Raw genomic sequence first — 21067 nt, forward strand, 5'->3', positions numbered from 1 at the left:
TTATTCCTTTAACTCCGCTACTGTGTCGATAAAGAGGTCGCCACGTACTTCAAAGTTAGCATACATATCCCAGCTGGCATTGGCAGGACTGAGAAGGACTACATCTCCTTGAGTCGCAAATTCATAGGCTTTGCGGGTCGCATCTGCAATATCAGTCGCATCCACATAAGACACACCAGCCTTATCTGCTGCCCGTTTGACACGTTCGGCAGACTGACCGAGGATGACCATCTTCTTGAGTCCAGTAATATCTGGAACCAATTCGTCAAACTCATTGCCACGGTCCAAACCACCTGCAATCAAAATAACCTTGCTATTGTCAAATCCTGACAAGGCTTTTTGAGTAGCCAAGATATTGGTTGACTTGCTATCATTATAGAATTTGACACCTTTGATTTCATCCACAAACTGGAGACGGTGTTTGACACCACCAAAGGCTGAAAGAGTTTCTTTGATGGTTTGGTTATCCACACCACGAAGCTTGGCTACAGCAATAGTCGCAAGGGCATTTTCCACATTGTGGCTACCTGGAACTCCGATTTCACTAGCTGCCATGACCACTTCTCCACGGAAGTAGAGCTGACGATCTTCCAAATAAGCTCCATCAACCTTTTCCAGTGCTGAGAATGGTACAACTGTAGCTTGTGTTTTAGTAGCTAATTCTTTTGCCAAGTCTTGGTTAAAGTTCAAGACAAGGAAATCAGTTGCTGTCATCTTGTTCTGGATATTCCACTTGGCTGCTACATAGGCCTCAAACGAACCATGATAATCGATATGAGTTGGCATGAGGTTGGTAATAACCGCAATCTCAGGATGAAATTCTTGAACTCCCATGAGTTGGAAAGAAGAAAGTTCCATGACAAGCGTATCCTTATCTGACGCTGTTTGAGCAACCTGACTGGCAGGATAGCCGATATTTCCTGATAAAAGACCATGTTGCCCAGCAGCAGTCAAAACGTCCCCAATCATAGTCGTTGTGGTTGTTTTTCCATTTGAACCTGTGATACCGATAATTGGCGCTTCTGAAATCAAATAAGCCAATTCCACCTCAGTCAAGACTGGGATACCTTTAGCCAAAGCCTTTTCAATCATGGGATTATTGTATGGAATACCTGGATTTTTCACCATAAGAGCAAACTCTTCATCCAAGAGTTCCAAAGGATGACCACCTGTGATAACCTTGATTCCTTCTTCCAGCAAACTTTGTGCAGCGGGATTGTCCTCAAAAGGTTTCCCGTCATTTACCGTCACAATGGCACCTAGCTTGTCCAACAAACGAGCTGCAGATTCACCAGACTTGGCCAAACCTAAAACAAGGACTTTCTTATTTTTAAATTGATCTATTACTTTCATGTCTCAAACTCCATTTCTACTCCTACTATTTTACCATTTTTATGGAAATAAAAAAGCCACAAAGTGTGTTTGTGACTCTTTCTTCTAACTGATACTCTTCGAAAATCTCTTCAAACCACGTCAGCTTCGCCTTGCCGTACTCAAGTACAGCCTGCGGCTAGCTTCCTAGTTTGCTTTTTGATTTTCATTGAGTATGAATCTTACCATATCATATATGTGATAAATCGGTAACTCGAATAACTTGGTCCACTTGCTCCCAAATCAGAGGATTGTGGGTCGCAATAATAATAGTTCGATTCGGATTTTTTAAAGATTCTAGGATAGAAAGTAATTCCTCAGAGTTTTTGGGGTCTAGTGAAGCGGTTGGTTCATCTGCGAGAATCAAAGGTGGATCCTTTAAAATTATCTTCGCTAATGCAACACGTTGTGCTTCTCCTCCTGATAATTCAAAGATAGGTTGCTTTAAATCTAAATAAGAGAGGTTAACACGGTTTAGAGCTTGTTTCATCAAAGAGATTTTCTCTTTCTCTTTCAACTTTTTACCAACTAAACCCAGATTGAGGTTCTCTTTGACGGTTTGGCTTTCGATTAAGCCAAAATCTTGAAATAGGTATCCTAAGTAATCTCTAAAGAAAACAGAAGGCTTGATGTCCTTAAGAGAAGTACCATCATAGATGATTTGTCCTTTGTCATATGGCTCTAATCGTCCAATCATATTCAAGAGTGTTGTCTTACCACAGCCACTTGTACCGATTAAGGCATAAATTTTCCCACCTTCAAAATGAAGATTTGTATCTGAAAATAGCTGACGGCTTCCAAATTTTTTAGATATATTCTTTAGTTCAATCATCCTATTTTCCTTTCATAATTGTCATAGAAACACGAGATTCTTTCTGAACTTGACGGTAAAGCGTCAAAACTGCACTAACTAGAAAGACGAATAAAGTGAGCAAGCCAATCACCAAGTCTCGACTGCTTAAAATAAAGAGACTAGCACCAAATACAAAACTGGCAAATTGACTAACCATATACTGAGCATGTGTTTCAAAAAATCGTAAACCTGAAATTCGTTTAATCAGAACATCTCGGCGGAATTGCTCGAAATATAGAAGATTGACAGAATAAAAGAGTAACAAGGAACTAGCTATCCCCACAATAGCTCCTAGGATTAAAGTTGCTGTTTCAGTTTGCACTTCATTATAACGAGTTAGATAAACACTTCTTCCTTCTTTAAGATAGGATACTTGCTCATAAATTCCAGCTTTCTTCAAGAGTTCTAGCCCACTCTCATATCCTTTGATAAAAAGTTGTTTTCCAGCATTGATAGACCAAACATATTTTGAAATGAAACTATCACCTGTAGATGTTGGAGTAAATACAACTAAAATCGGATCAGTTAAGTACTGGATGGATACTGGGCTTTCACCGTTATTATAAATAAATCGCTTTTCTCCAGTTGGAAGATAGCTAACAATCGCTCTCATTTCATACTCTAAAGGAGCGTTTTTATCCTCACTTGATTGTCCGTAATAGTTCAAACTCTCTTCAAAAGCTTTCTTAAGTTCTGCTTCCTGTGAACGAAGAGATTCTGGTAATAAGAGTCCAAACTCTCCTTTTTGAAGATGAGCTAGTTTCTGTCTAGTATCATCATTTACAGTAACATTTTCCTTGTCCAAATAACTTGGGCTGACATAAAGAACATTTGCATCTGGACTATAGGTATCCAGTGTCTCTCCGTTTTTATTTTTTCCTTGAGGATTTGCAAAATGAATGAGATTATCTTTTACAAATAGAGCCTGTTCTTTTTCAACTGCTTCCTTGGCAAAGGCATACCACTTGCTCTGATTTTCTGTATCTTTTCCTCTATCACCTAAGCCAAAAGAAATTTGATAATAGTCTGCTCTGTCCTGCCATGCTTGTTTTGAAATTTCAAGTTCTTTCAATCGTTGGTAAGACGTCAAACCTGTCTTAACAGCGTAGCCCACTGTAAGAACAGCCACTAACTGACACAATAAGGTTAAAATCATCAAGCGTTTAAGGGGTAATCTCCCCTTAATAACAGGAACTAATGCTTTGTAACTCAAACTCATTAGATAAAGGAGCATTAGTAAAATTGAAATACCCAATAAAAACAAAAGATAAAAACTAATCCCAAAACCATAGGTGGCTAACAAGATAGGATAAAACAAACCTTGACTAAAAAGAACGACTCCCCCACCTAGGAAGGAAAGGAGGGCTGATAGAAGGAGCCACTTGATATCAGTCGATAAAGAATGCCCCATGATGGATAAGAGAGTCTGACCAGAAAAGAGTTTTATACCTGCTGCTCTCATTTCCTTAATCCGAGTGATAATCACTAAAGCAAAGAAAGATAAGCCAAATATTGCTAAACTAATTAAAATAAGTGGATTTAGTAACATTCGAAAAGCAAGAGAATAGGGAGGTGTCTTTCGGTCAGCAATTGCTTTATAACCCAAATCTCCTAATTTATCGGCAAGCTTTTCTTTCGTCAAGGAGCCTGACAAAAGGAGATAACTATTTAGCGGATCACTACGTTCACGACTTTCTTGACTAGCTTCTTGGAATTCTTTTGGTAAAGTTCCCTGACCATAAGTTGCATAAGTAAAGTGAGTCGTCCCATCCTTACTCGGCTCTACAATTCTTCTAGCTATTAAACTCTGTTCTGAGTTTGCAAAATTCTCCAATTCCTGTTCAAATACCTCACGCGTCGGTTCCTGAGTATCCTTTTTGACACGAAGTAAAGTAACGGAATCATAGCTTGCATATAAATATTGTGGCGCACGTAAGACAATAATCCAAGCAAGGAAGAAGCTGAGAAAAAAAGTTGATAGTAATATGAATAATTTCTTCATAGTAGACTCCTTGTAAAATAGAATAACCCTATAGAAAAAGATTTTATCTTTTATAAATTCTTAGAATTATTTTCCTAGTTTAATCAATCACACCCTGAACAACAAGACAACAATACTCTTCAAAAATCTCTTCAAACCGCGTCAACGTCGCCTTGGATTATATATGTGACTGACTTCGTCAGTCTTATCTACAACCTCAAAGCAGTGCTTTGAGCAACCTGCGGCTAGTTTCCTAGTTTGCTCTTTGATTTTCATTGAGTATAAATTTAATCCTTTCTTATTTTGAAAACGATTTCTTATGACTTAAGTATATCACTTTCTATATAATTTATCAACATATTTTACTAAAATATTATTAGTAATAGAATTTTACAGTTCCCTAAAAAATAGACATCATTAACGAATTTTATTCCAGTTTTTCCCATTCATATTATCCAAGCAAAAGAGATGGTGATAACTCAAAAACAAATCGAAATATTGTAAAATTCCTAGCAAAAAAGAGAGCCGAAACTCTCTTTTTTATCTTCTTTTACTTTTTTTGACTGGCATGAGTGTGATGTCTCTCACACTAAAGTAAGCTAGGATTAACATGGCTATTGCTAGGAATATTTCTGTTGGTAATTGAAAAATTTTCAGAAAAGATAGAGCCAACAAAACCAAAAGTGCCACTAAAATACATACCATAGCGACGATATTGACTGTCCCTTTAATGCTTTCTGGTGTCGCAAATACATAGAGTAGGAGCAGTAAAATCCCTAGGACTAAATAGACCATCTTTATCTCTTTCTAGCTCTTATTCAGCTGATTTTTTCTTCTTGTTCGCTTTCTCACGCTCTGCCTTGTTAAGGATTTGTTTACGCAAACGGATAGACTCAGGCGTTACTTCCATGTACTCATCGTCGTTCAAGAACTCAAGAGACTCTTCAAGTGTCAAGATACGAGGTGTCTTGATAACAGCTGTTTGGTCCTTAGTAGCTGAACGAACGTTGGTCATTTGTTTCGCCTTAGTGATGTTAACTGTCAAGTCGTTCTCACGAGAGTTTTCACCGATAATCATTCCTTCATAAACCTCAGTACCTGGGTTGACAAAGATGGTACCACGTTCTTCGATAGACATGATGGAGTAAGTTGTAGCCTTACCAGCATCAATAGAAACAAGGGCACCACGGTGACGACCACCAATTTCACCTGGAATCAATGGCAAGTATTGATCGAAAGTATGATTCATGATACCGTAACCACGAGTCATTGACAAGAACTCAGTTGAGTATCCAATCAAACCACGCGCAGGAACAAGGAAAACCAAACGAGTTTGACCATTACCAGTTGAAATCATATCCAACATTTCACCCTTACGTTCAGAAAGGCTTTGGATAACAGATCCTTGGTATTCTTCTGGAGTGTCGATTTGAACACGTTCGAATGGTTCGCATTTGACACCGTCGATTTCTTTTACGATAACTTCTGGACGAGATACTTGAAGTTCATATCCCTCACGACGCATTGTTTCGATAAGGATTGACAAGTGCAATTCTCCACGTCCTGAAACAGTCCATTTATCTGGAGAGTCAGTTGGATCAACACGAAGGGAAACGTCTGTTTGCAATTCTGCCTGCAAACGTTCTTCCACCTTACGAGAAGTCACCCATTTACCTTCTTTACCAGCAAATGGTGAGTTGTTGACCAAGAAAGTCATTTGAAGAGTTGGCTCATCGATGTGTAGGATTGGAAGCGCTTCTACTGCATCTGTCGGAGTAATAGTTTCACCGACAAAGATATCTTCCATACCTGAAACGGCAATCAAGTCACCTGCTTTAGCTTCTTGGATTTCACGACGTTCCAAACCAAAGAAACCAAAGAGTTTTGTAACACGGAAGTTTTTAGTTGTACCATCAAGTTTAGAAAGGGTAACTTGGTCCCCAACTTTAACAGTACCACGGAAAACACGACCTATACCGATACGTCCAACGAAGTCGTTGTAGTCCAAAAGTGATACTTGGAACTGCAAAGGCTCATCTGAGTTGTCTACTGGAGCTGGGATATGGTCGATAATCGTGTCAAAGATTGGCGCCATAGTCGCTTCTTGGTCAGCTGGATCATCTGACAATGAAGAAGTTCCGTTGATCGCTGAAGCATAGACCACTGGGAAATCAAGCTGGTCGTCATCTGCACCAAGTTCGATGAACAGTTCCAAGACTTCGTCCACTACTTCAGCTGGGCGAGCTGATGGTTTGTCGATTTTGTTAACAACCACGATTGGGACAAGATCTTGTTCCAAAGCTTTTTTCAATACAAAACGAGTCTGTGGCATTGTTCCTTCGTAGGCATCTACGACCAAGACAACACCGTCAACCATTTTCATGATACGCTCAACTTCTCCACCGAAGTCCGCGTGTCCTGGTGTGTCCATGATATTGATACGAGTTCCGTTGTAGGCAACGGCTGTATTTTTAGCAAGGATGGTAATTCCACGCTCTTTTTCGATATCGTTTGAGTCCATAGCACGCTCTGCCAATTCAGTACGTGCATCAAGCGTTTCTGATTGTTTCAATAATTCGTCAACGAGGGTTGTTTTACCGTGGTCAACGTGGGCGATAATCGCAATGTTACGGATATCTTCTCTTAATTTTGTCATGATTTCCTCTATAATATTCAAAATTTATTTTCTAACTGAACGATTATACCATAATTTCAGGTAAATAACATAACTCAAGCAAGTGTAAATGTTTTCACTATGCTTTTCTTTTCACGTCAAGCCTTTTCAAAGCAAGCGACTTATGATAAGATAGGCACAGTATGCGTTTAGATAATTTATTAGCCCAAGAAAAAGTTAGCCGAAAGGCCATGAAGCAAGCCTTACTCAAAGGGGAAATTCTAGTTGATGGTTGCCCAGGCCGCTCCCTAGCTCAAAATATCGATACGGGACTACAAGAACTCCTTTTTCAGGACCGTATCATTCGAGGCTATGAACACACCTACCTTATGCTACATAAACCTGCTGGTGTCGTGACAGCCAACAAAGACAAGCAACTTCCAACTGTCATGGACCTGCTATCACCTGACATCCAGTCTGACAAGCTCTATGCCGTCGGCCGACTGGATCGAGATACGACGGGCCTCCTCCTCTTGACCGATAACGGCCCCTTGGGCTTTCAACTCCTTCATCCTCAGTATCATGTCGATAAGACCTACCAAGTTGAGGTTAATGGACTTCTGACACCTGACCATATCCAAGCCTTTCAAAAGGGAATTGTCTTTTTAGATGGCACTGTCTGTAAACCTGCAAGACTAGAGATTCTATCTGCAAGTCCTTCCCTCAGTCAAGCCTCCATTACCATTTCAGAAGGAAAATTTCATCAGGTTAAGAAAATGTTCCTCTCGGTTGGTGTCAAGGTGACCTCCCTCAAACGTACTCAATTTGGCACTTGGAGCTTGGATGACAATCTTCAAGAAGGAGACTATCGCCCCCTAAACTCCCAAGAATTAGCAAGCATTCGTGAATTTCTCATAAAAAGTGGTTAAAAAATGAGCTCGGAAACATCCAAGCTCGTTTTCTTATTTCTCAACTTTGACTTTCCCTTTCCAAGAATCCAAACCATAAGAAAGGATATAAATCTCAGAAAAACCTTGTTTTTTCAAGTAAAGGGCTGCATTTGTAACTCGTTGCGCACGTTGGTTTTCATAAAGAAGGACAGGTTTATCCTTACGAAGAGCTGCAAGACTAGTTTTCAACTGACTTGAAGGAATATTGCGGGCCCCAAGGATATGTTTTCTGTGAAATTCTGCTGGGTCGCGCAAATCAATCAATTGACCCGTACGAATCAAGGCTTCAAACTCCTCATTGTCTACAATTTTAGCCGCACGGCGAATACGAAGATAGTTAAAGCCCATCCACGCCAACATTGCTAGTATAAGTGCCCACAAAATCCAAGTAACCATTAGTTCTTTTCTCCATTTTTCTCAATATAATCCAATTCTACCTTGTGCTCTCTGCGAAGAACCGCTTCTGCTTCTAGATAGTCTAATTTGTCCATCAACCCTGCATCGTAAATCCGTGAGAGTTCCAACTTCATCAGTTCAATATCATATAAGCGTTTTCCCATGTAAACAATAATACCAAATCGTTTGAGGAATTGCTGCACATCATAGAATGTTTTCATAAGACTCATTCTAGCAAAATTTTGTGTTTTTTTCAAGAAGAGACCCACACAAGAAGTAGCACAGAAATTAAAAAAGCTACATCTTCTGCAGCTTTTTAATCTGGTGGAAAATAGCCCAACTGCTCAGCGATGTGAATCGCCTCCTGCCTGTTAGTAACTCCCAATTTTGAAAAGATATTGGCCAAATGATTGGAAACTGTACGTTTACTCACATAGACCTTGTCACAGACATCATCAATGGTCAAGCCATTTCTAACCAGTTCTAGTATCTCGATTTCTCGTGGTGTTAGCACCTCTACCATCACTTCATCTGAAAAGACCTTACCACCTAGATAAATCTTTTCCAGTTTTTTCTCCAACTCATCTGGATCCATACTTTTGTCCAGAAAGCCATAAGCCCCCATAACTTTAGCTCGGTGTTCATACATTTTTTTACTGTAACCTGTCAAAATCACAACCTTACTAGAACAACCATTGTCGATAATCTCTTGTGCCAAGGTCAGCCCATCAGCTTGATACAGACTCGTCAGGTTGATGTCAATCAAAATAATGTCGTAGTCATTAAAAGCAATCTCCGAAATAGTCGAAAAATTATCCACTAACTGGACCTTTTTAATGTTTTCCGATAACTCTAAAATCATCTTGATACTTTGGCTAAATAATTTATGATCATCAATTAACAAAATTTTCATAACACAACTCCTTATCAATCGGGAGAGTAATTTCTACACGAAATCTCTTATTATTTTCAAAAATCTGCATTTGACCACCTAAAACACTAATTTTATTAGACATATTTTTCAAGCCATAACCTAAGGATTTTTCTGTTTGAAGGCAGTCATTTTCAGAAATGATAAAAAGAGCGTCATCATGCATATCAATCTTCAAAGAAATCCTTCCACCACTAGCGTACTTAACGGCATTGGTCGCCAACTCCTCAACCAGACGATAGGCAATTTTATCGTAAGGAGATAAAAGCCTAAAGTGGACAGGAAAGTGTGTAACGACTTCATTTTCTGCGTGATAACGCTTGACAATCCGATTAATCAGCCCTTGATACTGGATGTCTAACTGCTCGTCTGTTTCTACCATTGGCTGATAATAATCCATCCGCTCACGAATCCGCTGAACCAACTCCTCTGTTACCAGATTGATCTGTTCACCAAAAGCTTGATTGCTACTATATTTATTGAAATTTTTTATTGCCATCACATTTTGCAGGATTTCATTGTGAAGAAATTCGGAGAACTGTTGTTCTGTATCTTCATTTGCCAGCAGACTTTTCACCATACGGTTACGCTTTAAAAAGAGAACTTTTACATAATCCCTAGCATCTAGCATCTCAGCAGAACGAAAGAGGCAAATCAATTCTTCCGAACAAATCCCGAACAATAGTAACACGATATTCAAGACCAAAAAGCTCGTGTTTAAGTCTAAATGAAAGATGATGAAAATGCCTACCAACAAAAACAGAACCAGTAAAAACAAGCGTGAAAAAGCTTTTATATAGGACAATTTTAACTCTGATACCTTTTTTTGAAGAGAGCTGATAATTGTTTTGAAGTGTAAAAAAGCTAAAATGCCAACAATTTCCAGATACCAGACTAGGTTCATCACTCCTGAGCCCCTCGTATTGATATACAAAAAGAAATAAGAAAGAGGCAATATTAAAGCTAATATCCACAAATTTCGTCTCTGATACTTGAGTTTACTTTTCAACTCTTTATGATATAAAATCAGTAAAATCAAGGGAACAAGGTTTAAAAAGAAAGACGCAAACAAGGACAGAAATAGAAAAATTGAAGGACTTAACAGATACGAACTAATGGTGATTAGTGTCAACACAAAGGACACACTCAACAGTTCTTTTCCTATTTTCTCTCCCAGAAAGATAATAGACAGAGAACTATACACCAATAAAAAAGAGTTGAGCGGATGAAGAATATCAAAAAAGTGCAATAGGGTGCTCGCGACTCCTTGATTAAATATGGATTGCCAGCTAATGAGAAACATCATCAGAAGCAACCAAAGTTTCAACTCACTATAGCGAAAGGTCACAATATTACAAATATAACTAAATGCAATGAATGCAATAATCAGCAATAAAACCATCTGCAAGGAAAAATCTGTCGAAAAGTCCAGAGGAATCCTATAATGAATATAAATCATTAAAGCTAGATGATTAAAAATCGTCAACCACCACAATAAAAGTGAGTTTTTCGAGAGCGATTTGACAAACTGTTTCATATGTATCCACTTCCTGAACTACTTTAATATCATTATAACACAATACCAGAATTGTCGGATTGGCAACTCTGGTATTTGACTTAATTTTCAATAATTTGCCAACTTACTCTATAAGTCACTAGCAGGTAAAGGACAAAGAGTAAGACCGCTACTCCCAGATAGGTGATATCTATAGAAATGCTGGTATTAGCGAAGTTCTCAAAATAGCCCAAAAGAGCGGTACTCAAGGCAAGTGCTAGCGGACCTGCGATAAGCAGCGGAACCAAGAAATAACTTAGAATCTGTTGCAAAAGAATAAAGCGATTTTGCTTTCTCTTATTACCAAGAAGGTATAAGATTTGATAATCATTAACACTATCCAAAGCACTTGTAGAAGTTTGAAGAGACAAGATACTGAGGGAAATAATGATAAAAATAACACTGACAAAAATCATGACAAAGACAATGACGCCCATAAATCCAAGATAAATCTCAAAAATTCTTCCTTTCGTTTGATAGACGAACGAATTCAACTCTTCTCCATCACGAGTGAAGTAGTATTTTTCAATCCACTGACTCAAGAATGTTTCTACTTCCCGTTTGTCAATGTTTTCTTTGAAATTGGCAACATAGGTCGTGTGGTCTTCCGTCAATCCAACTACTACCTTATCTGGTACAATCAAGGTTCCTGAATCATTTGTAGTTACTGAAGATAAAAAGTAAACTGTTTCAAGTGGCTTTGAAGAGGCAAGGTTGAGAGAATGACCGTTAATCATGAAGGTTTTGGTCGTTGATAGAAAGTCCTGGATCTGCTTGGCAGTTCCTTTATAATTGGCATTGACTAGAAATTGGTCTTCTGCCAAGTCAACCGCTTTTTTCCCTTGCAGTTTGCGGAGATGATTGTAGGCAGAAATTCCTAAAATCGGTACTTTTGATTCAGGAAGTTTCTTATCATGCTCCCAGAGATTGCTAGTATCAATCAAATCTTTATAGGTTAAATCACTAGAATAGATAGGATAGCTGTACTCCTCTTTGATGAGGTTAAAGTCAAATCCATCTGCTTTCAATCTGTCTTTGACAGATTCCTGAGAAAATTGAAACTCTTTACCACGGTAGAGATTGACAGTTACATCATAAGGTGAGTATTTGTTCAGCTCTCGGTTCATAGTCGTATAGGCACTACCACTAAAAACGAGTAAGCTGATAGCCAGTGTCAAGGTCAAGGATAAGACAGCCAACGTGACCGAATTACTATCAGCTTGTTTTGAAAATTGACGGATTTTAAAAGTGTTTAGTTTGTTATAGTAGGTTTGAGGCAGTTTTCTAAGGGAGACCAAGATAAAATGGCTCAAGGTATTGTAAAATAAAATCACAAAAATCACGAAGACAGATACCAGCAAGATACCCCAGCTTTTCAAGAATGATAGATGGTGATAGTCTGAAAAATAGAGAGCACCAAAACCGATAACAGCTGTCGAAAGAATAAAGAGAAGTGCTTGAAGAACTGGCTTGCCTTTTGCCAAGACAGATTTCTTGACCCCATTTTCTTGAATGAGTGCAATGATATTTTGCTTTCTAAAGGTAAGAATGTCCATGACACCAACAATAAAACTGGTGACCAAATAGGAATAAACTAGTAAGATGACAGACTTGCTATCAAAGAAAAGCAGACTACCAAAGTAATTGGCCATAAAAAACTCAGATGCAACCTTAGATAGAATGACCAGTAAGATCAATCCAAGCAAGAAACCTAGAATCAAAGAAAAGATATTGACCAGCATGGTTTCAAAGAACAGGGTACGGATAATCTGCTTCTTCTTCATTCCCAGCGTTGCATAAAGTCCCAGCTCTTTCTTGCGCCGTCCCAGCACAAAATTTGTGGCGTAAACAATGAGAAAGGCAATCGCCGATAGAATCAGATAGGAAAGCAAGCCCATGTACTGGCTCATCACCGTCGTTAACATTTCCTTTGCTCCTGATAAACTTTGCATCACTGGATGGCTTGGTAAAGCATTAAAAGCGTAGAGCAAGCTATAAATCAAGGTCAGACTGAAAAAATAGATGGTATAGGTCTGTAAATTTCGAAATACATTTCGTAAAATCAATTTTGGATACATACTCTCCTCCTATCTGGTACGGCTGTAAATCTCTTGCAAATACTGTTCATTAGATAAGCTGTTACGTTCCAAATCATCCATAATCTTTCCATCGCTAAGTAGCACCATCCGTGAAGAGTACTTGGCTGCGGCAGGGTCATGCGTAACCAGTAAAATGGTAATACCAAAACTTTTATTGATTTCCTGCAAAAGTGCCATCAGTTTTTCAGAATTGGCAGAGTCCAAGGCTCCTGTCGGCTCATCTGCGATAATCAGTTTAGAATCATCAATCAAGGCTCTAGCAGTTGCCACACGTTGTCGCTGACCACCTGATAACTGATTAGGAAACTTATCTTTTGAGTTTTGGATGGCCAACTTATCCAAAATTTCCACAATCTTATCCTGATGTTTTTTGATATTTTTCCCCTGAATTTGAAGAGGTAGAACGATATTTTCATAGACCGTCAAGGTTTCCACCAAGTTGTAGGCTTGGAAAATATAGGAAATGTTTTTAGCACGATAGTCAGCTAGTTCATTTTCCTTGGCATGGATGATGTCAAAATCTTCAAATCGAATCTCACCTGATGTTGGTTTATCAATCGTTGAAATACAGTTGAGAAGTGTTGTTTTTCCACTACCACTTGCCCCCATAATTGCCAGAAATTCTCCTTTTTCAACGGACAAGTTCACATCTGATAAAGCATGAACGATATTATCCCCTTGACCAAATGTTTTCGTTAATCCTGTCACAATAAGCTGTTTCATTATTTCATTCCTCCGTTTCTTTATTACACTCTCATTATACGGTTTCTTTCAAGGTTTGCCATGAGTATTTTGTGCAATATATTCAAGTTATAAAAAACCGATGCCTTTTTCAGGTATCGGTCGATGTTGATTATTTGCGATCGTTTCTTTTTTTCATAAAGTAAACAATCCCTATGACAACAACTCCTAAGACCAGTACAGGTGCATAGAATTCTAGTGTTCCAATAATTCCTTCCATTTTATCCTCCTGTCAAAAAATAGAGAGTTTTACCCACAGCGCACGTTTGGCGAAATACGTTCATAAGAATATGTCAATCACCAAGCACAGCGTCCCTGTGCTGTTAATCTAACAGCCATACCCTACCCAGCAGCAGATTTACCATCCAATTCTTGGCTATCAATTTCCATAATCCAAAGAATCAATCTCAAAGTTATCTCGTTTTATTTGTATTTCTCCCCGTAAATATAACACCAAATCAAAATGTTGTCAATATTTTGTAATAAAACACTAGAATTTTCCTTTTGTTTTATCTAACAACGAACATTATTTCTCGTACACTCATAGGAATAGGTGAAATACAATCCACAGAGACCTGCTACTGTCATTTTAAAAGCTGTATACCACTAGCTTCTGATTTCCCAGAAAGTTCTTGGTTTTCAACCTCAAAACTTAGAGAATCAATTTCTAAACGATTTGTATTTTTAGCCATAAGGTTGCCTCCTTCCTTCTTTTGGATGATCATCTTTACAATAACTAGTATAAACTCTAGTATTGGCTAAGTAATGAGTAAATCGTGCAAGTTTCTTATTTTCGAGAAAAATTTTTAATCTTATTTACTAAATGATTTAGAAGTTTCTTCTTAACTACTTTACAGAGACCCACACACTCCCCCTGATTTTCCTATCTTCTTTGGCGATTCTGACGCAAGTGTGGTACAATAAAAACATGAGAATTCAACAATTACACTATATTATCAAAATCGTCGAAACTGGCTCCATGAATGAGGCAGCCAAGCAACTCTTTATCACTCAGCCGAGTCTTTCCAATGCTGTGAGAGATTTGGAAAATGAAATGGGCATTGAAATCTTTATTCGTAATCCTAAGGGAATCACCTTGACCCGTGATGGGATGGAGTTTCTCTCTTATGCCCGTCAGGTTGTCGAGCAGACCCAGCTTCTGGAGGAACGCTATAAAAATCCTGTCGCCCACCGTGAACTCTTTAGCGTTTCGTCTCAACACTATGCCTTTGTGGTAAACGCTTTCGTCTCTCTGCTCAAGAAAAGCGATATGGAGAAATACGAGCTTTTCCTTCGTGAAACTCGTACTTGGGAGATTATCGACGACGTCAAGAACTTCCGCAGTGAGGTCGGTGTTCTCTTTTTGAACAGCTACAACCGTGATGTTTTAACAAAAATGCTGGATGACAACCACCTGCTGGCTCATCATCTCTTTACCGCCCAACCGCATATCTTTGTCAGTAAGACCAATCCTCTGGCAAAAAAAGACAAGGTCAAACTATCTGATTTAGAAAACTTCCCTTATCTCAGCTATGACCAAGGGACGCACAACTCCTTCTACTTTTCAGAAGAAATTCTTTCTCAAGAACACCACAAGAAATCTATCGTAGTCAGCGACCGTGCTACCCTCTTTAATCTCTTGATTGGTCTGGACGGTTATACCATCGCAACAGGGATTTTGAACAGCAACCTCAACGGAGACAATATCGTTTCTATCCCACTGGATATTGATGATCCAATTGAACTGGTCTATATCCAGCATGAGAAAACCAGCCTATCTAAGATGGGCGAACGCTTTATCGACTATCTCCTAGAAGAAGTCCAGTTTGATAGTTGAGAAATGATAAGAACCAATATGTAGGCTAGCAACAACCTACGCATTGGTTCTTTTTACTTATAATTAAAAGTTTCCCCTGCCAACTTATCAGCTAGCTTGGGAAAGAGAGTATAAAACTTATGGGCTAGGTTCAACAAGACAGGAAGATTGAGTTCTCGTTTGTTTTTTCCTATAATCTTAACAATCTTTTTAGCCACTGCATCTGACTCTAGCAGGAAGCGTTCAACCGACTTGAGATAAGTTCCATCTGGGTCCGCTTGGTCAAAAAATCCAGTGCGGATTGGTCCTGGATTAACCGTCGTTACATAAACACCGTAGGACATGAGTTCAAGGCGCAAAGCATTTGAAAAACCAATGGCCGCAAACTTGGTCGCTGAGTAGAGACTGGACTTGCCAGTAGCGATTAAACCTGCCATGCTGACGATATTGATGATATGGCCTTTTCGACTTTCCTTCATTCGAGCCGCAAGGCGACGAGACAGATTCATTAGGGCAAAGGTATTGACCTCGAACATCTGATGAATATCTTGGTCGGAAATCTGGTCAAATTCCTCAAAAATCCCGTAACCAGCGTTGTTTATCAAGACATCAATCTTGCCATAACGGAGATAGAGGTCTGCTACCAGAGTTTCTAAGGCTGAATCATCGGTAATATCGATTTCAATCAATTCTGCATGGGGATGGTTTCCGTAGAGTTGGGCTAATTTTTCCTTATTTCGACCAAGCAAGATGAGTTGGTCTTCAGGTAAAAGTTTGACTATTTCTTGGGCTAGACCACCGCTAGCTCCGGTAATGAGAATAGTAGGCATACTGTTCCTTTCTCAAGCTTTTAGATTTCCACTTCTTCCAAGTCTTTGACCACATGGACATTTTCAAAAACACTAGCAGCGTCTTTTTTGAGCTTGCTGATATCTTTTGATAGAAAACGAGCACTGATGTGGTTAAGTAAGAGGCGTTTGGCACCTGCTTCTACTGCTACTTGTGCAGCTTGCATGTTAGTAGAGTGGCCATGGTTACGAGCAATTATTTCATCACCCTTGCCATAAGTCGATTCATGGACTAGGACATCGGCATTGACAGCCAGACGCACACTGGCATCCGTTTTTCGAGTGTCTCCTAAAATAGTGATAATTTTACCTGGACGTGGAGCTGAGATATAGTCTGCTGCCTTGATTTCAGTTCCGTCTTCCAAAACAACATCCTGACCGTTTTTGATTTTCCCAAAAAGTGGGCCAAATGGGACACCAGCTGCCTTGAGTTTTTCAGCATCCAGCGTTCCTTCCAAGTCCTTTTGAATGACACGATAGCCAACACAGAAAATAGTATGATCCAGCTCCTCTGCATACACCGTGAATTTATCGGTCTCAAGGATTTTTCCTAGAGAATCTTGGTCAAACTCATGAAAATGAATGCGGTAAGGCAGGCGCGAACCTGACACACGAAGGCTGGTTAAGACAAATGATTTGATTCCTTGCGGTCCATAGATTTCCAAATCTGTCTGCTCTTCATTAGCCTGAAAGGCACGGCTTGAAAGGAAACCTGGTAAGCCAAAGATGTGGTCTCCATGCAGGTGGGTGATAAAAATTTTGCTGACCTTACGTGGTCGAATCGTGGTTTCTAGAATGCGATTTTGCGTACCTTCTCCACAGTCAAAGAGCCAAACTTCGTTAATCTCGTCCAAGAGTTTCAGGGCGAGACTTGAAACGTTGCGGGCTTTAGAGGGCTGACCTGCCCCCGTTCCTAAAAATTGAATATCCATTCGATACTTTCTAATTAATCAATATATAACATGGCTGTGCGGTTTTCCGATCGGAAATAGCGCTTGCCAGAAAAAGCAGCAGCTTCTTGCAGTAAATCCTCTTGGCTGTAACCTTTAAGACGCTTGCGACCATCAGCCAAGCTTTCCAAATCAGTCAAAGCTGTTAGACTCTCCATGCTAACAACTTCCTCATCTCCAACAGCCTTCATGTAAATCTTGCCAGATTCTTCAAAGACTAGTTGATGGGGGAAAATTTGCGCAATTTCAAAGAACAAGTCATCTGAGATTACCTCTTCATTTTCAGAGAAAATCCGACCCAGTCCCTCACTTTCATAACAAAAACCAAAGGATTTACCAGACAGGTTTAGGCGAATAAAGGGCTTGTTTTCTAAGGTGAAACTTGGCTCAGTATTGTAAAGATTCAGTTCCTGACTGAGTTCCGCAAAATAATCGGTTGCAGCTTGAGGACTCTTTTTTTGGTAAAGTTCTGCAAAGTAAGCATTGACCACGCTAGGCGGAGGTGTGATGAGAGCCAACTGCTCCTGCTCTGTCTTGCCAGCTAGAAGCTGATCCAGATATACCTTATCCAGACTTGTATAACCTCCATACTTTAGAGCCAACGTTTTGATATCAGTCATAAAATTCTTCTAACCTCCATTTGTTTTTCTCAGAAATGTAGCCTGTAATCACTTCGCCGTCTTCCTGATAATCACGTTCTTCCAAAATCGCAACACTTTCTAAATCATGAATCTTGTAGGACTTAGAAAAAGGCACGCGCAGGGTAAAGGTCTCAAAAATATCCTTGATTTTTTCTAAAAATAGTGCCTGCAAATTCTCACGACTATCCTCAGCCTTGGCAGAAATGAGGGCGTAGGGCGTTTGGGTAGGCGTAAAATCTTCCACCAAATCCGCTTTATTATAAAGTGTCAGGCGAGGAATATCCTTCATGTCCAAGTCTTTCATGATGGAGAGGACCGTTTTTTCATGCTCTTCGTGGTAAGGATTGCTGGCATCGATAACATGAACCAGAAGATCCACATGCTTGCTTTCTTCCAAGGTCGACTTGAAACTGGACACCAATTCAGTCGGCAAATCTTGAATAAAGCCAACTGTATCTGTCAAAGTTACTTGGAGATTGCCCCCTAGATGGATACTCTTAGTCGTCGCATCCAGAGTCGCAAAGAGCTCGTCAGCTTCATACTGGGTCTTACTGGTCAAGGTGTTCATGATGGTTGATTTCCCAGCATTGGTATAACCAATCAAACCAATCTTAAAGGTGCTTGACTCCAAACGTTTTTCTCTGACAGTCGCCCGATTTTTCTCAACCACCTTGAGCTGGCGCTCGATATCCGTGATTTGATTGCGAACACTACGACGGTTCAGCTCCAGCTGGCTTTCACCAGGTCCACGGGAACCAATTCCCCCAGCCTGACGACTGAGCATAATCCCCTGACCAACCAAACGAGGCAAGAGGTATTTGAGCTGGGCTAGGTGAACTTGGAGCTTCCCTTCATGGCTTCGAGCCCGCATGGCAAAGATATCTAAAATCAACTGCATACGGTCAATGACCTTAACACCCAGAACTTCCTCTAAATTGACATTCTGCCTTGGTGTCAGACGGTTGTTGACGATGACAGTGGTGATTTCTTCTGCATCCACCATAAGCGCAATCTCTTCCAACTTACCAGAGCCTACGAAGGTCTTTGAGTCATACTTTTCACGTTTTTGTCTGTAGCTATCTACAACGACTGCCCCAGCTGTCTTGGCTAGACTGGCCAATTCTTCCATAGAGAGGTCAAAATTGTCCATGCCCTGCAATTCCACACCAATCAACAAGACCCGTTCCTCTTTTTTCTCCATTTCAATCATCTAAAAACTCCTCTATCTGGCTTAAAATGCGGTCTTGCACACCAGCTTCTCCAATCTGATAAAAGGTCACCTGCATGCGATTACGGAACCAGGTCAGCTGACGTTTGGCAAAACGACGGGTCGCCTGTTTGAGGCTCTCACTGACTTCTTCCAAGGATTGCTCTCCACGGAAGTAAGGAAAGAGTTCCTTGTAGCCAATTCCTTTAGCAGCCTGCACATCTGGATAATGGTCAAAGAGCCACTTGGCTTCGTCTAGAAGTCCAGCTTCAAACATCAAATCCACTCGATGATTGATTCGTTCATATAATTGACTGCGCTCATCATCCAAGCAGATAATCAGTGGTTCATACAAGGTCTCTTGATTTTCCAAATCCTGACCAAAATGGGCAATTTCCAAGGCACGTATTGCACGACGACGATTAAACTGGGGAATCTCAAGACCTGCTTGCGCCACCAGATGAGCTAATTCCTCATCTGAATATGGCTCCAAACTAGCTCGATAGTCCAAAATCTCCTCATGGGGAGTCTCCCCACCCAGGTGATAACCTTCTAGCAAGCTCTGGATATAAAGCCCAGTCCCACCGGCTATAATGGCTAGCTTGCCACGGCTGTGAATATCCTCAATAGCCATCTTAGCTTCTGAAACAAAATCAAAAGCCGAGTAAGACTCGGTTACCTCTCTAACATCGATTAAATGATGGGGAACAGCTGCCTGCTCTTCTGGACTAGCCTTAGCCGTCCCAATATCAAGTTCTCGATAGACTTGCTGGCTATCTCCACTAACCACTTCGCCATTAAAACGCTTGGCCACTTCAATGGCAAGGGCTGTTTTTCCAACAGCAGTCGGTCCAACAATCACAATTATTTTTGTTTTCATCTTTTTTCCTTGAAAAATTCCCATTTTTTCGTTACTATTATTATAACACAAAAAGGTCAGTCAGAAAAATGTGACCTCTTGAGGAGGCTGGCTGATTGAGAATATAAAGGAGGAAGACTCATGGCTAAAGGATTCGCTAAAGGTCTTGTAACAGGTGTCGCAGGAACTGTCGCTGCCGTTGCAGGTGCAGTATACGCATTTAAAAAGAAAGTAATCGAACCAGAAGAGCAAAAAGCAGCTTTCATCGAAGAAAACCGTAAAAAAGCAGCTCGTCGCCGCGTATCACGTTAAAAAACAAAAGAAGTTGGGATTTATTGTCTCAACTTCTTTTTTCTATTCTTTTAAATAGCTAGGTCAAACTTCAACTGTGGCTTGACAGGGTCATAATCCACCAACTCAAAATCTTCTGCTTTAATATCAAAGAAACTAGTCCCATCAGGAACATTTAAAACCAAGCGTGGTTGGCAGTTTGATGGCTCACGACGGAGCAATTCCTGAGCTTGTTCAAATTGATTATCATAGATATGAAGGTTGTTGATAAAATAGAAGAACTTCCCAACCTTCCAGCCAAAATGCTTGGCAATCATCATTTGAAGAGCCACATACTGCATAGCATTGATGTGGTGGGCCACTAGCATATCATTGGAGCGCTGGGTCAAGGTCGCATCCAGATAGATTTCTCCATCTACACGGCGGACATCAAACATGGTCTGAAAGGCGCATGGGAGCAGCCCATCTGTTTCTTCGAAAGCCTGGTAATCCCAGAGCGAAATAATATTGCGACGGTTCCAAGGGTTGGCTTCCAACTGTTTGAGAAGCTTATTGATAATGTCGTGTTTCTTAACGACCGCCCCGTAACGCTCACCAATAGTTCCCGTATCTCCCACTTCCCAGTCATTCCAGTAGTGAACATTGTACTTGTCATTAAGCACTTCTAAGCTATTTGACTGGTCTTGGTAGATCCAGAGAACTTCTTTGATAGCTGATTTGATGGCAATGGGACGCAAGGTTGTGATGGGGAATTCCCCCTTGGCCAAGTCATACTCGGCAAATGCACCCGTTACATACTTGGAGTTGGCAACTGTCCCATCCTTATACTTAGGACGTGCTTGCTCTGAAAAGACACCGTCTTTGAGGATTCGTTCAATATTTTCTTTAAAAATCGTATCTGCTTTTGTCATTCTCTCTCACCTCATTTATTGTCCTAACTAGTATAGCATAAAAAAAGAAAGGA

At 40.1% G+C, this 21067-nt stretch carries 21 protein-coding genes; 3 read left to right on the top strand and 18 right to left on the bottom strand.

Annotated elements, in window-relative coordinates; all coding sequences use genetic code 11:
- The 5 genes from murD to typA all read right to left on the bottom strand — a co-directional run bounded on the left by murD (nt 1) and on the right by typA (nt 6861).
- Nucleotides 1-1353: a UDP-N-acetylmuramoyl-L-alanine--D-glutamate ligase gene (gene murD / locus HWX15_RS02220; RefSeq protein WP_175880142.1), complete on the bottom strand. Its 1353-nt coding sequence runs from the start codon at nt 1351-1353 to the stop codon at nt 1-3.
- A gap of 208 nt (nt 1354-1561) precedes the next feature.
- Nucleotides 1562-2203, bottom strand: a complete 642-nt coding sequence (locus tag HWX15_RS02225; protein ID WP_049550680.1) for an ABC transporter ATP-binding protein — start codon at nt 2201-2203, stop codon at nt 1562-1564.
- Nucleotide 2204: 1 nt separating this feature from the next.
- A complete protein-coding gene (locus tag HWX15_RS02230) occupies nt 2205-4226 on the bottom strand; it encodes a bacteriocin-associated integral membrane family protein (RefSeq protein WP_175880143.1) in 2022 nt (673 codons plus the stop codon).
- A 519-nt stretch (nt 4227-4745) separates the two neighbouring features.
- The gene (locus HWX15_RS02235; RefSeq protein ID WP_000262803.1) at nt 4746-5000 is read right to left on the bottom strand and encodes a DUF3165 family protein; all 255 of its coding nucleotides are present in this window, start codon (nt 4998-5000) and stop codon (nt 4746-4748) included.
- 19 nt (nt 5001-5019) lie between these two features.
- Complete coding sequence (typA, locus tag HWX15_RS02240; protein ID WP_000164111.1) at nt 5020-6861, bottom strand: translational GTPase TypA; 1842 nt, start codon at nt 6859-6861, stop codon at nt 5020-5022.
- 161 nt (nt 6862-7022) lie between these two features.
- Here typA and HWX15_RS02245 point away from each other — a divergent pair, with 161 nt between their 5' ends.
- Entirely contained in the window at nt 7023-7748 is a 726-nt protein-coding gene (locus tag HWX15_RS02245; protein ID WP_175880144.1) for a 16S rRNA pseudouridine(516) synthase, read from the top strand.
- A gap of 33 nt (nt 7749-7781) precedes the next feature.
- Here the strand turns inward: HWX15_RS02245 and HWX15_RS02250 are convergent, their stop codons facing one another.
- The 7 genes from HWX15_RS02250 to HWX15_RS02280 all read right to left on the bottom strand — a co-directional run bounded on the left by HWX15_RS02250 (nt 7782) and on the right by HWX15_RS02280 (nt 13711).
- Nucleotides 7782-8165: a rhodanese-like domain-containing protein gene (locus HWX15_RS02250; RefSeq protein ID WP_000259257.1), complete on the bottom strand. Its 384-nt coding sequence runs from the start codon at nt 8163-8165 to the stop codon at nt 7782-7784.
- Nucleotides 8165-8434, bottom strand: coding sequence for a YqgQ family protein (locus HWX15_RS02255; RefSeq protein ID WP_049539509.1), 270 nt, complete (start codon nt 8432-8434; stop codon nt 8165-8167). Before HWX15_RS02255 ends, HWX15_RS02250 begins: the two co-directional genes overlap by 1 nt.
- Nucleotides 8435-8481: 47 nt before the next feature.
- Entirely contained in the window at nt 8482-9078 is a 597-nt protein-coding gene (locus HWX15_RS02260) for a response regulator transcription factor (protein ID WP_173277806.1), read from the bottom strand.
- Nucleotides 9059-10633 (bottom strand): sensor histidine kinase, encoded by a 1575-nt coding sequence (locus tag HWX15_RS02265; RefSeq protein WP_175880145.1) that lies wholly within the window; start codon nt 10631-10633, stop codon nt 9059-9061. Before HWX15_RS02265 ends, HWX15_RS02260 begins: the two co-directional genes overlap by 20 nt.
- 80 nt (nt 10634-10713) lie before the next feature.
- Entirely contained in the window at nt 10714-12729 is a 2016-nt protein-coding gene (locus HWX15_RS02270) for an FtsX-like permease family protein (protein WP_175880146.1), read from the bottom strand.
- A 9-nt stretch (nt 12730-12738) separates the two neighbouring features.
- Nucleotides 12739-13473 (bottom strand): ABC transporter ATP-binding protein, encoded by a 735-nt coding sequence (locus tag HWX15_RS02275; protein ID WP_050242521.1) that lies wholly within the window; start codon nt 13471-13473, stop codon nt 12739-12741.
- Between the two features lie 130 nt (nt 13474-13603).
- Complete coding sequence (locus HWX15_RS02280; protein ID WP_004256158.1) at nt 13604-13711, bottom strand: QVPTGV class sortase B protein-sorting domain-containing protein; 108 nt, start codon at nt 13709-13711, stop codon at nt 13604-13606.
- Between the two features lie 708 nt (nt 13712-14419).
- Between HWX15_RS02280 and HWX15_RS02290 the strand changes: the two genes are divergently transcribed.
- A complete protein-coding gene (locus HWX15_RS02290; protein ID WP_001222592.1) occupies nt 14420-15328 on the top strand; it encodes a LysR family transcriptional regulator in 909 nt (302 codons plus the stop codon).
- 53 nt (nt 15329-15381) lie between these two features.
- Here the strand turns inward: HWX15_RS02290 and HWX15_RS02295 are convergent, their stop codons facing one another.
- Genes HWX15_RS02295 through miaA form a run of 5 tightly spaced genes read right to left on the bottom strand, consistent with a single transcriptional unit; the run spans nt 15382 to nt 19833 of the window.
- Entirely contained in the window at nt 15382-16137 is a 756-nt protein-coding gene (locus HWX15_RS02295; protein WP_175880147.1) for an SDR family NAD(P)-dependent oxidoreductase, read from the bottom strand.
- A gap of 20 nt (nt 16138-16157) precedes the next feature.
- A complete protein-coding gene (gene rnz / locus HWX15_RS02300; protein WP_175880148.1) occupies nt 16158-17087 on the bottom strand; it encodes a ribonuclease Z in 930 nt (309 codons plus the stop codon).
- Nucleotides 17088-17101: 14 nt separating this feature from the next.
- Nucleotides 17102-17725, bottom strand: coding sequence for a hypothetical protein (locus HWX15_RS02305; RefSeq protein WP_000129710.1), 624 nt, complete (start codon nt 17723-17725; stop codon nt 17102-17104).
- Nucleotides 17718-18956, bottom strand: a complete 1239-nt coding sequence (gene hflX, locus HWX15_RS02310; RefSeq protein ID WP_175880149.1) for a GTPase HflX — start codon at nt 18954-18956, stop codon at nt 17718-17720. The genes HWX15_RS02305 and hflX overlap by 8 nt, the downstream gene beginning before the upstream one ends.
- The gene (miaA, locus tag HWX15_RS02315) at nt 18949-19833 is read right to left on the bottom strand and encodes a tRNA (adenosine(37)-N6)-dimethylallyltransferase MiaA (protein WP_175880150.1); all 885 of its coding nucleotides are present in this window, start codon (nt 19831-19833) and stop codon (nt 18949-18951) included. Before miaA ends, hflX begins: the two co-directional genes overlap by 8 nt.
- Nucleotides 19834-19953: 120 nt before the next feature.
- On the opposite strand from miaA, the gene HWX15_RS02320 reads away from it, so the two are divergent.
- On the top strand, nt 19954-20124 hold the full coding sequence (locus HWX15_RS02320; protein ID WP_001051780.1) for a DUF3042 family protein: 171 nt from the start codon (nt 19954-19956) through the stop codon (nt 20122-20124).
- Between the two features lie 50 nt (nt 20125-20174).
- On the opposite strand, the gene HWX15_RS02325 is transcribed toward HWX15_RS02320, so the two are convergent.
- Entirely contained in the window at nt 20175-21014 is an 840-nt protein-coding gene (locus HWX15_RS02325; RefSeq protein WP_173307440.1) for a thymidylate synthase, read from the bottom strand.
- Between the last annotated feature and the right edge of the window lie 53 nt (nt 21015-21067).

This window comes from Streptococcus thalassemiae (assembly GCF_903645285.1).
GTDB classification, from domain to species: Bacteria; Bacillota; Bacilli; order Lactobacillales; family Streptococcaceae; genus Streptococcus; species Streptococcus thalassemiae.

Bases quoted from the DNA above. Each gene is read 5' to 3' on its own strand.
- HWX15_RS02270 (WP_175880146.1), bottom strand. From the start codon at position 12,729: ATGTATCCAAAATTGATTTTACGAAATGTATTTCGAAATTTACAGACC.
- HWX15_RS02265 (WP_175880145.1), bottom strand. From the start codon at position 10,633: ATGAAACAGTTTGTCAAATCGCTCTCGAAAAACTCACTTTTATTGTGG.
- HWX15_RS02280 (WP_004256158.1), bottom strand. From the start codon at position 13,711: ATGGAAGGAATTATTGGAACACTAGAATTCTATGCACCTGTACTGGTC.
- HWX15_RS02235 (WP_000262803.1), bottom strand. From the start codon at position 5,000: ATGGTCTATTTAGTCCTAGGGATTTTACTGCTCCTACTCTATGTATTT.
- HWX15_RS02295 (WP_175880147.1), bottom strand. From the start codon at position 16,137: ATGCCTACTATTCTCATTACCGGAGCTAGCGGTGGTCTAGCCCAAGAA.
- HWX15_RS02305 (WP_000129710.1), bottom strand. From the start codon at position 17,725: ATGACTGATATCAAAACGTTGGCTCTAAAGTATGGAGGTTATACAAGT.
- miaA (WP_175880150.1), bottom strand. From the start codon at position 19,833: ATGAAAACAAAAATAATTGTGATTGTTGGACCGACTGCTGTTGGAAAA.
- typA (WP_000164111.1), bottom strand. From the start codon at position 6,861: ATGACAAAATTAAGAGAAGATATCCGTAACATTGCGATTATCGCCCAC.
- HWX15_RS02230 (WP_175880143.1), bottom strand. From the start codon at position 4,226: ATGAAGAAATTATTCATATTACTATCAACTTTTTTTCTCAGCTTCTTC.
- HWX15_RS02325 (WP_173307440.1), bottom strand. From the start codon at position 21,014: ATGACAAAAGCAGATACGATTTTTAAAGAAAATATTGAACGAATCCTC.
- HWX15_RS02225 (WP_049550680.1), bottom strand. From the start codon at position 2,203: ATGATTGAACTAAAGAATATATCTAAAAAATTTGGAAGCCGTCAGCTA.
- rnz (WP_175880148.1), bottom strand. From the start codon at position 17,087: ATGGATATTCAATTTTTAGGAACGGGGGCAGGTCAGCCCTCTAAAGCC.
- hflX (WP_175880149.1), bottom strand. From the start codon at position 18,956: ATGATTGAAATGGAGAAAAAAGAGGAACGGGTCTTGTTGATTGGTGTG.
- HWX15_RS02260 (WP_173277806.1), bottom strand. From the start codon at position 9,078: ATGAAAATTTTGTTAATTGATGATCATAAATTATTTAGCCAAAGTATC.
- HWX15_RS02290 (WP_001222592.1), top strand. From the start codon at position 14,420: ATGAGAATTCAACAATTACACTATATTATCAAAATCGTCGAAACTGGC.
- HWX15_RS02275 (WP_050242521.1), bottom strand. From the start codon at position 13,473: ATGAAACAGCTTATTGTGACAGGATTAACGAAAACATTTGGTCAAGGG.
- HWX15_RS02320 (WP_001051780.1), top strand. From the start codon at position 19,954: ATGGCTAAAGGATTCGCTAAAGGTCTTGTAACAGGTGTCGCAGGAACT.
- HWX15_RS02250 (WP_000259257.1), bottom strand. From the start codon at position 8,165: ATGGTTACTTGGATTTTGTGGGCACTTATACTAGCAATGTTGGCGTGG.
- murD (WP_175880142.1), bottom strand. From the start codon at position 1,353: ATGAAAGTAATAGATCAATTTAAAAATAAGAAAGTCCTTGTTTTAGGT.
- HWX15_RS02245 (WP_175880144.1), top strand. From the start codon at position 7,023: ATGCGTTTAGATAATTTATTAGCCCAAGAAAAAGTTAGCCGAAAGGCC.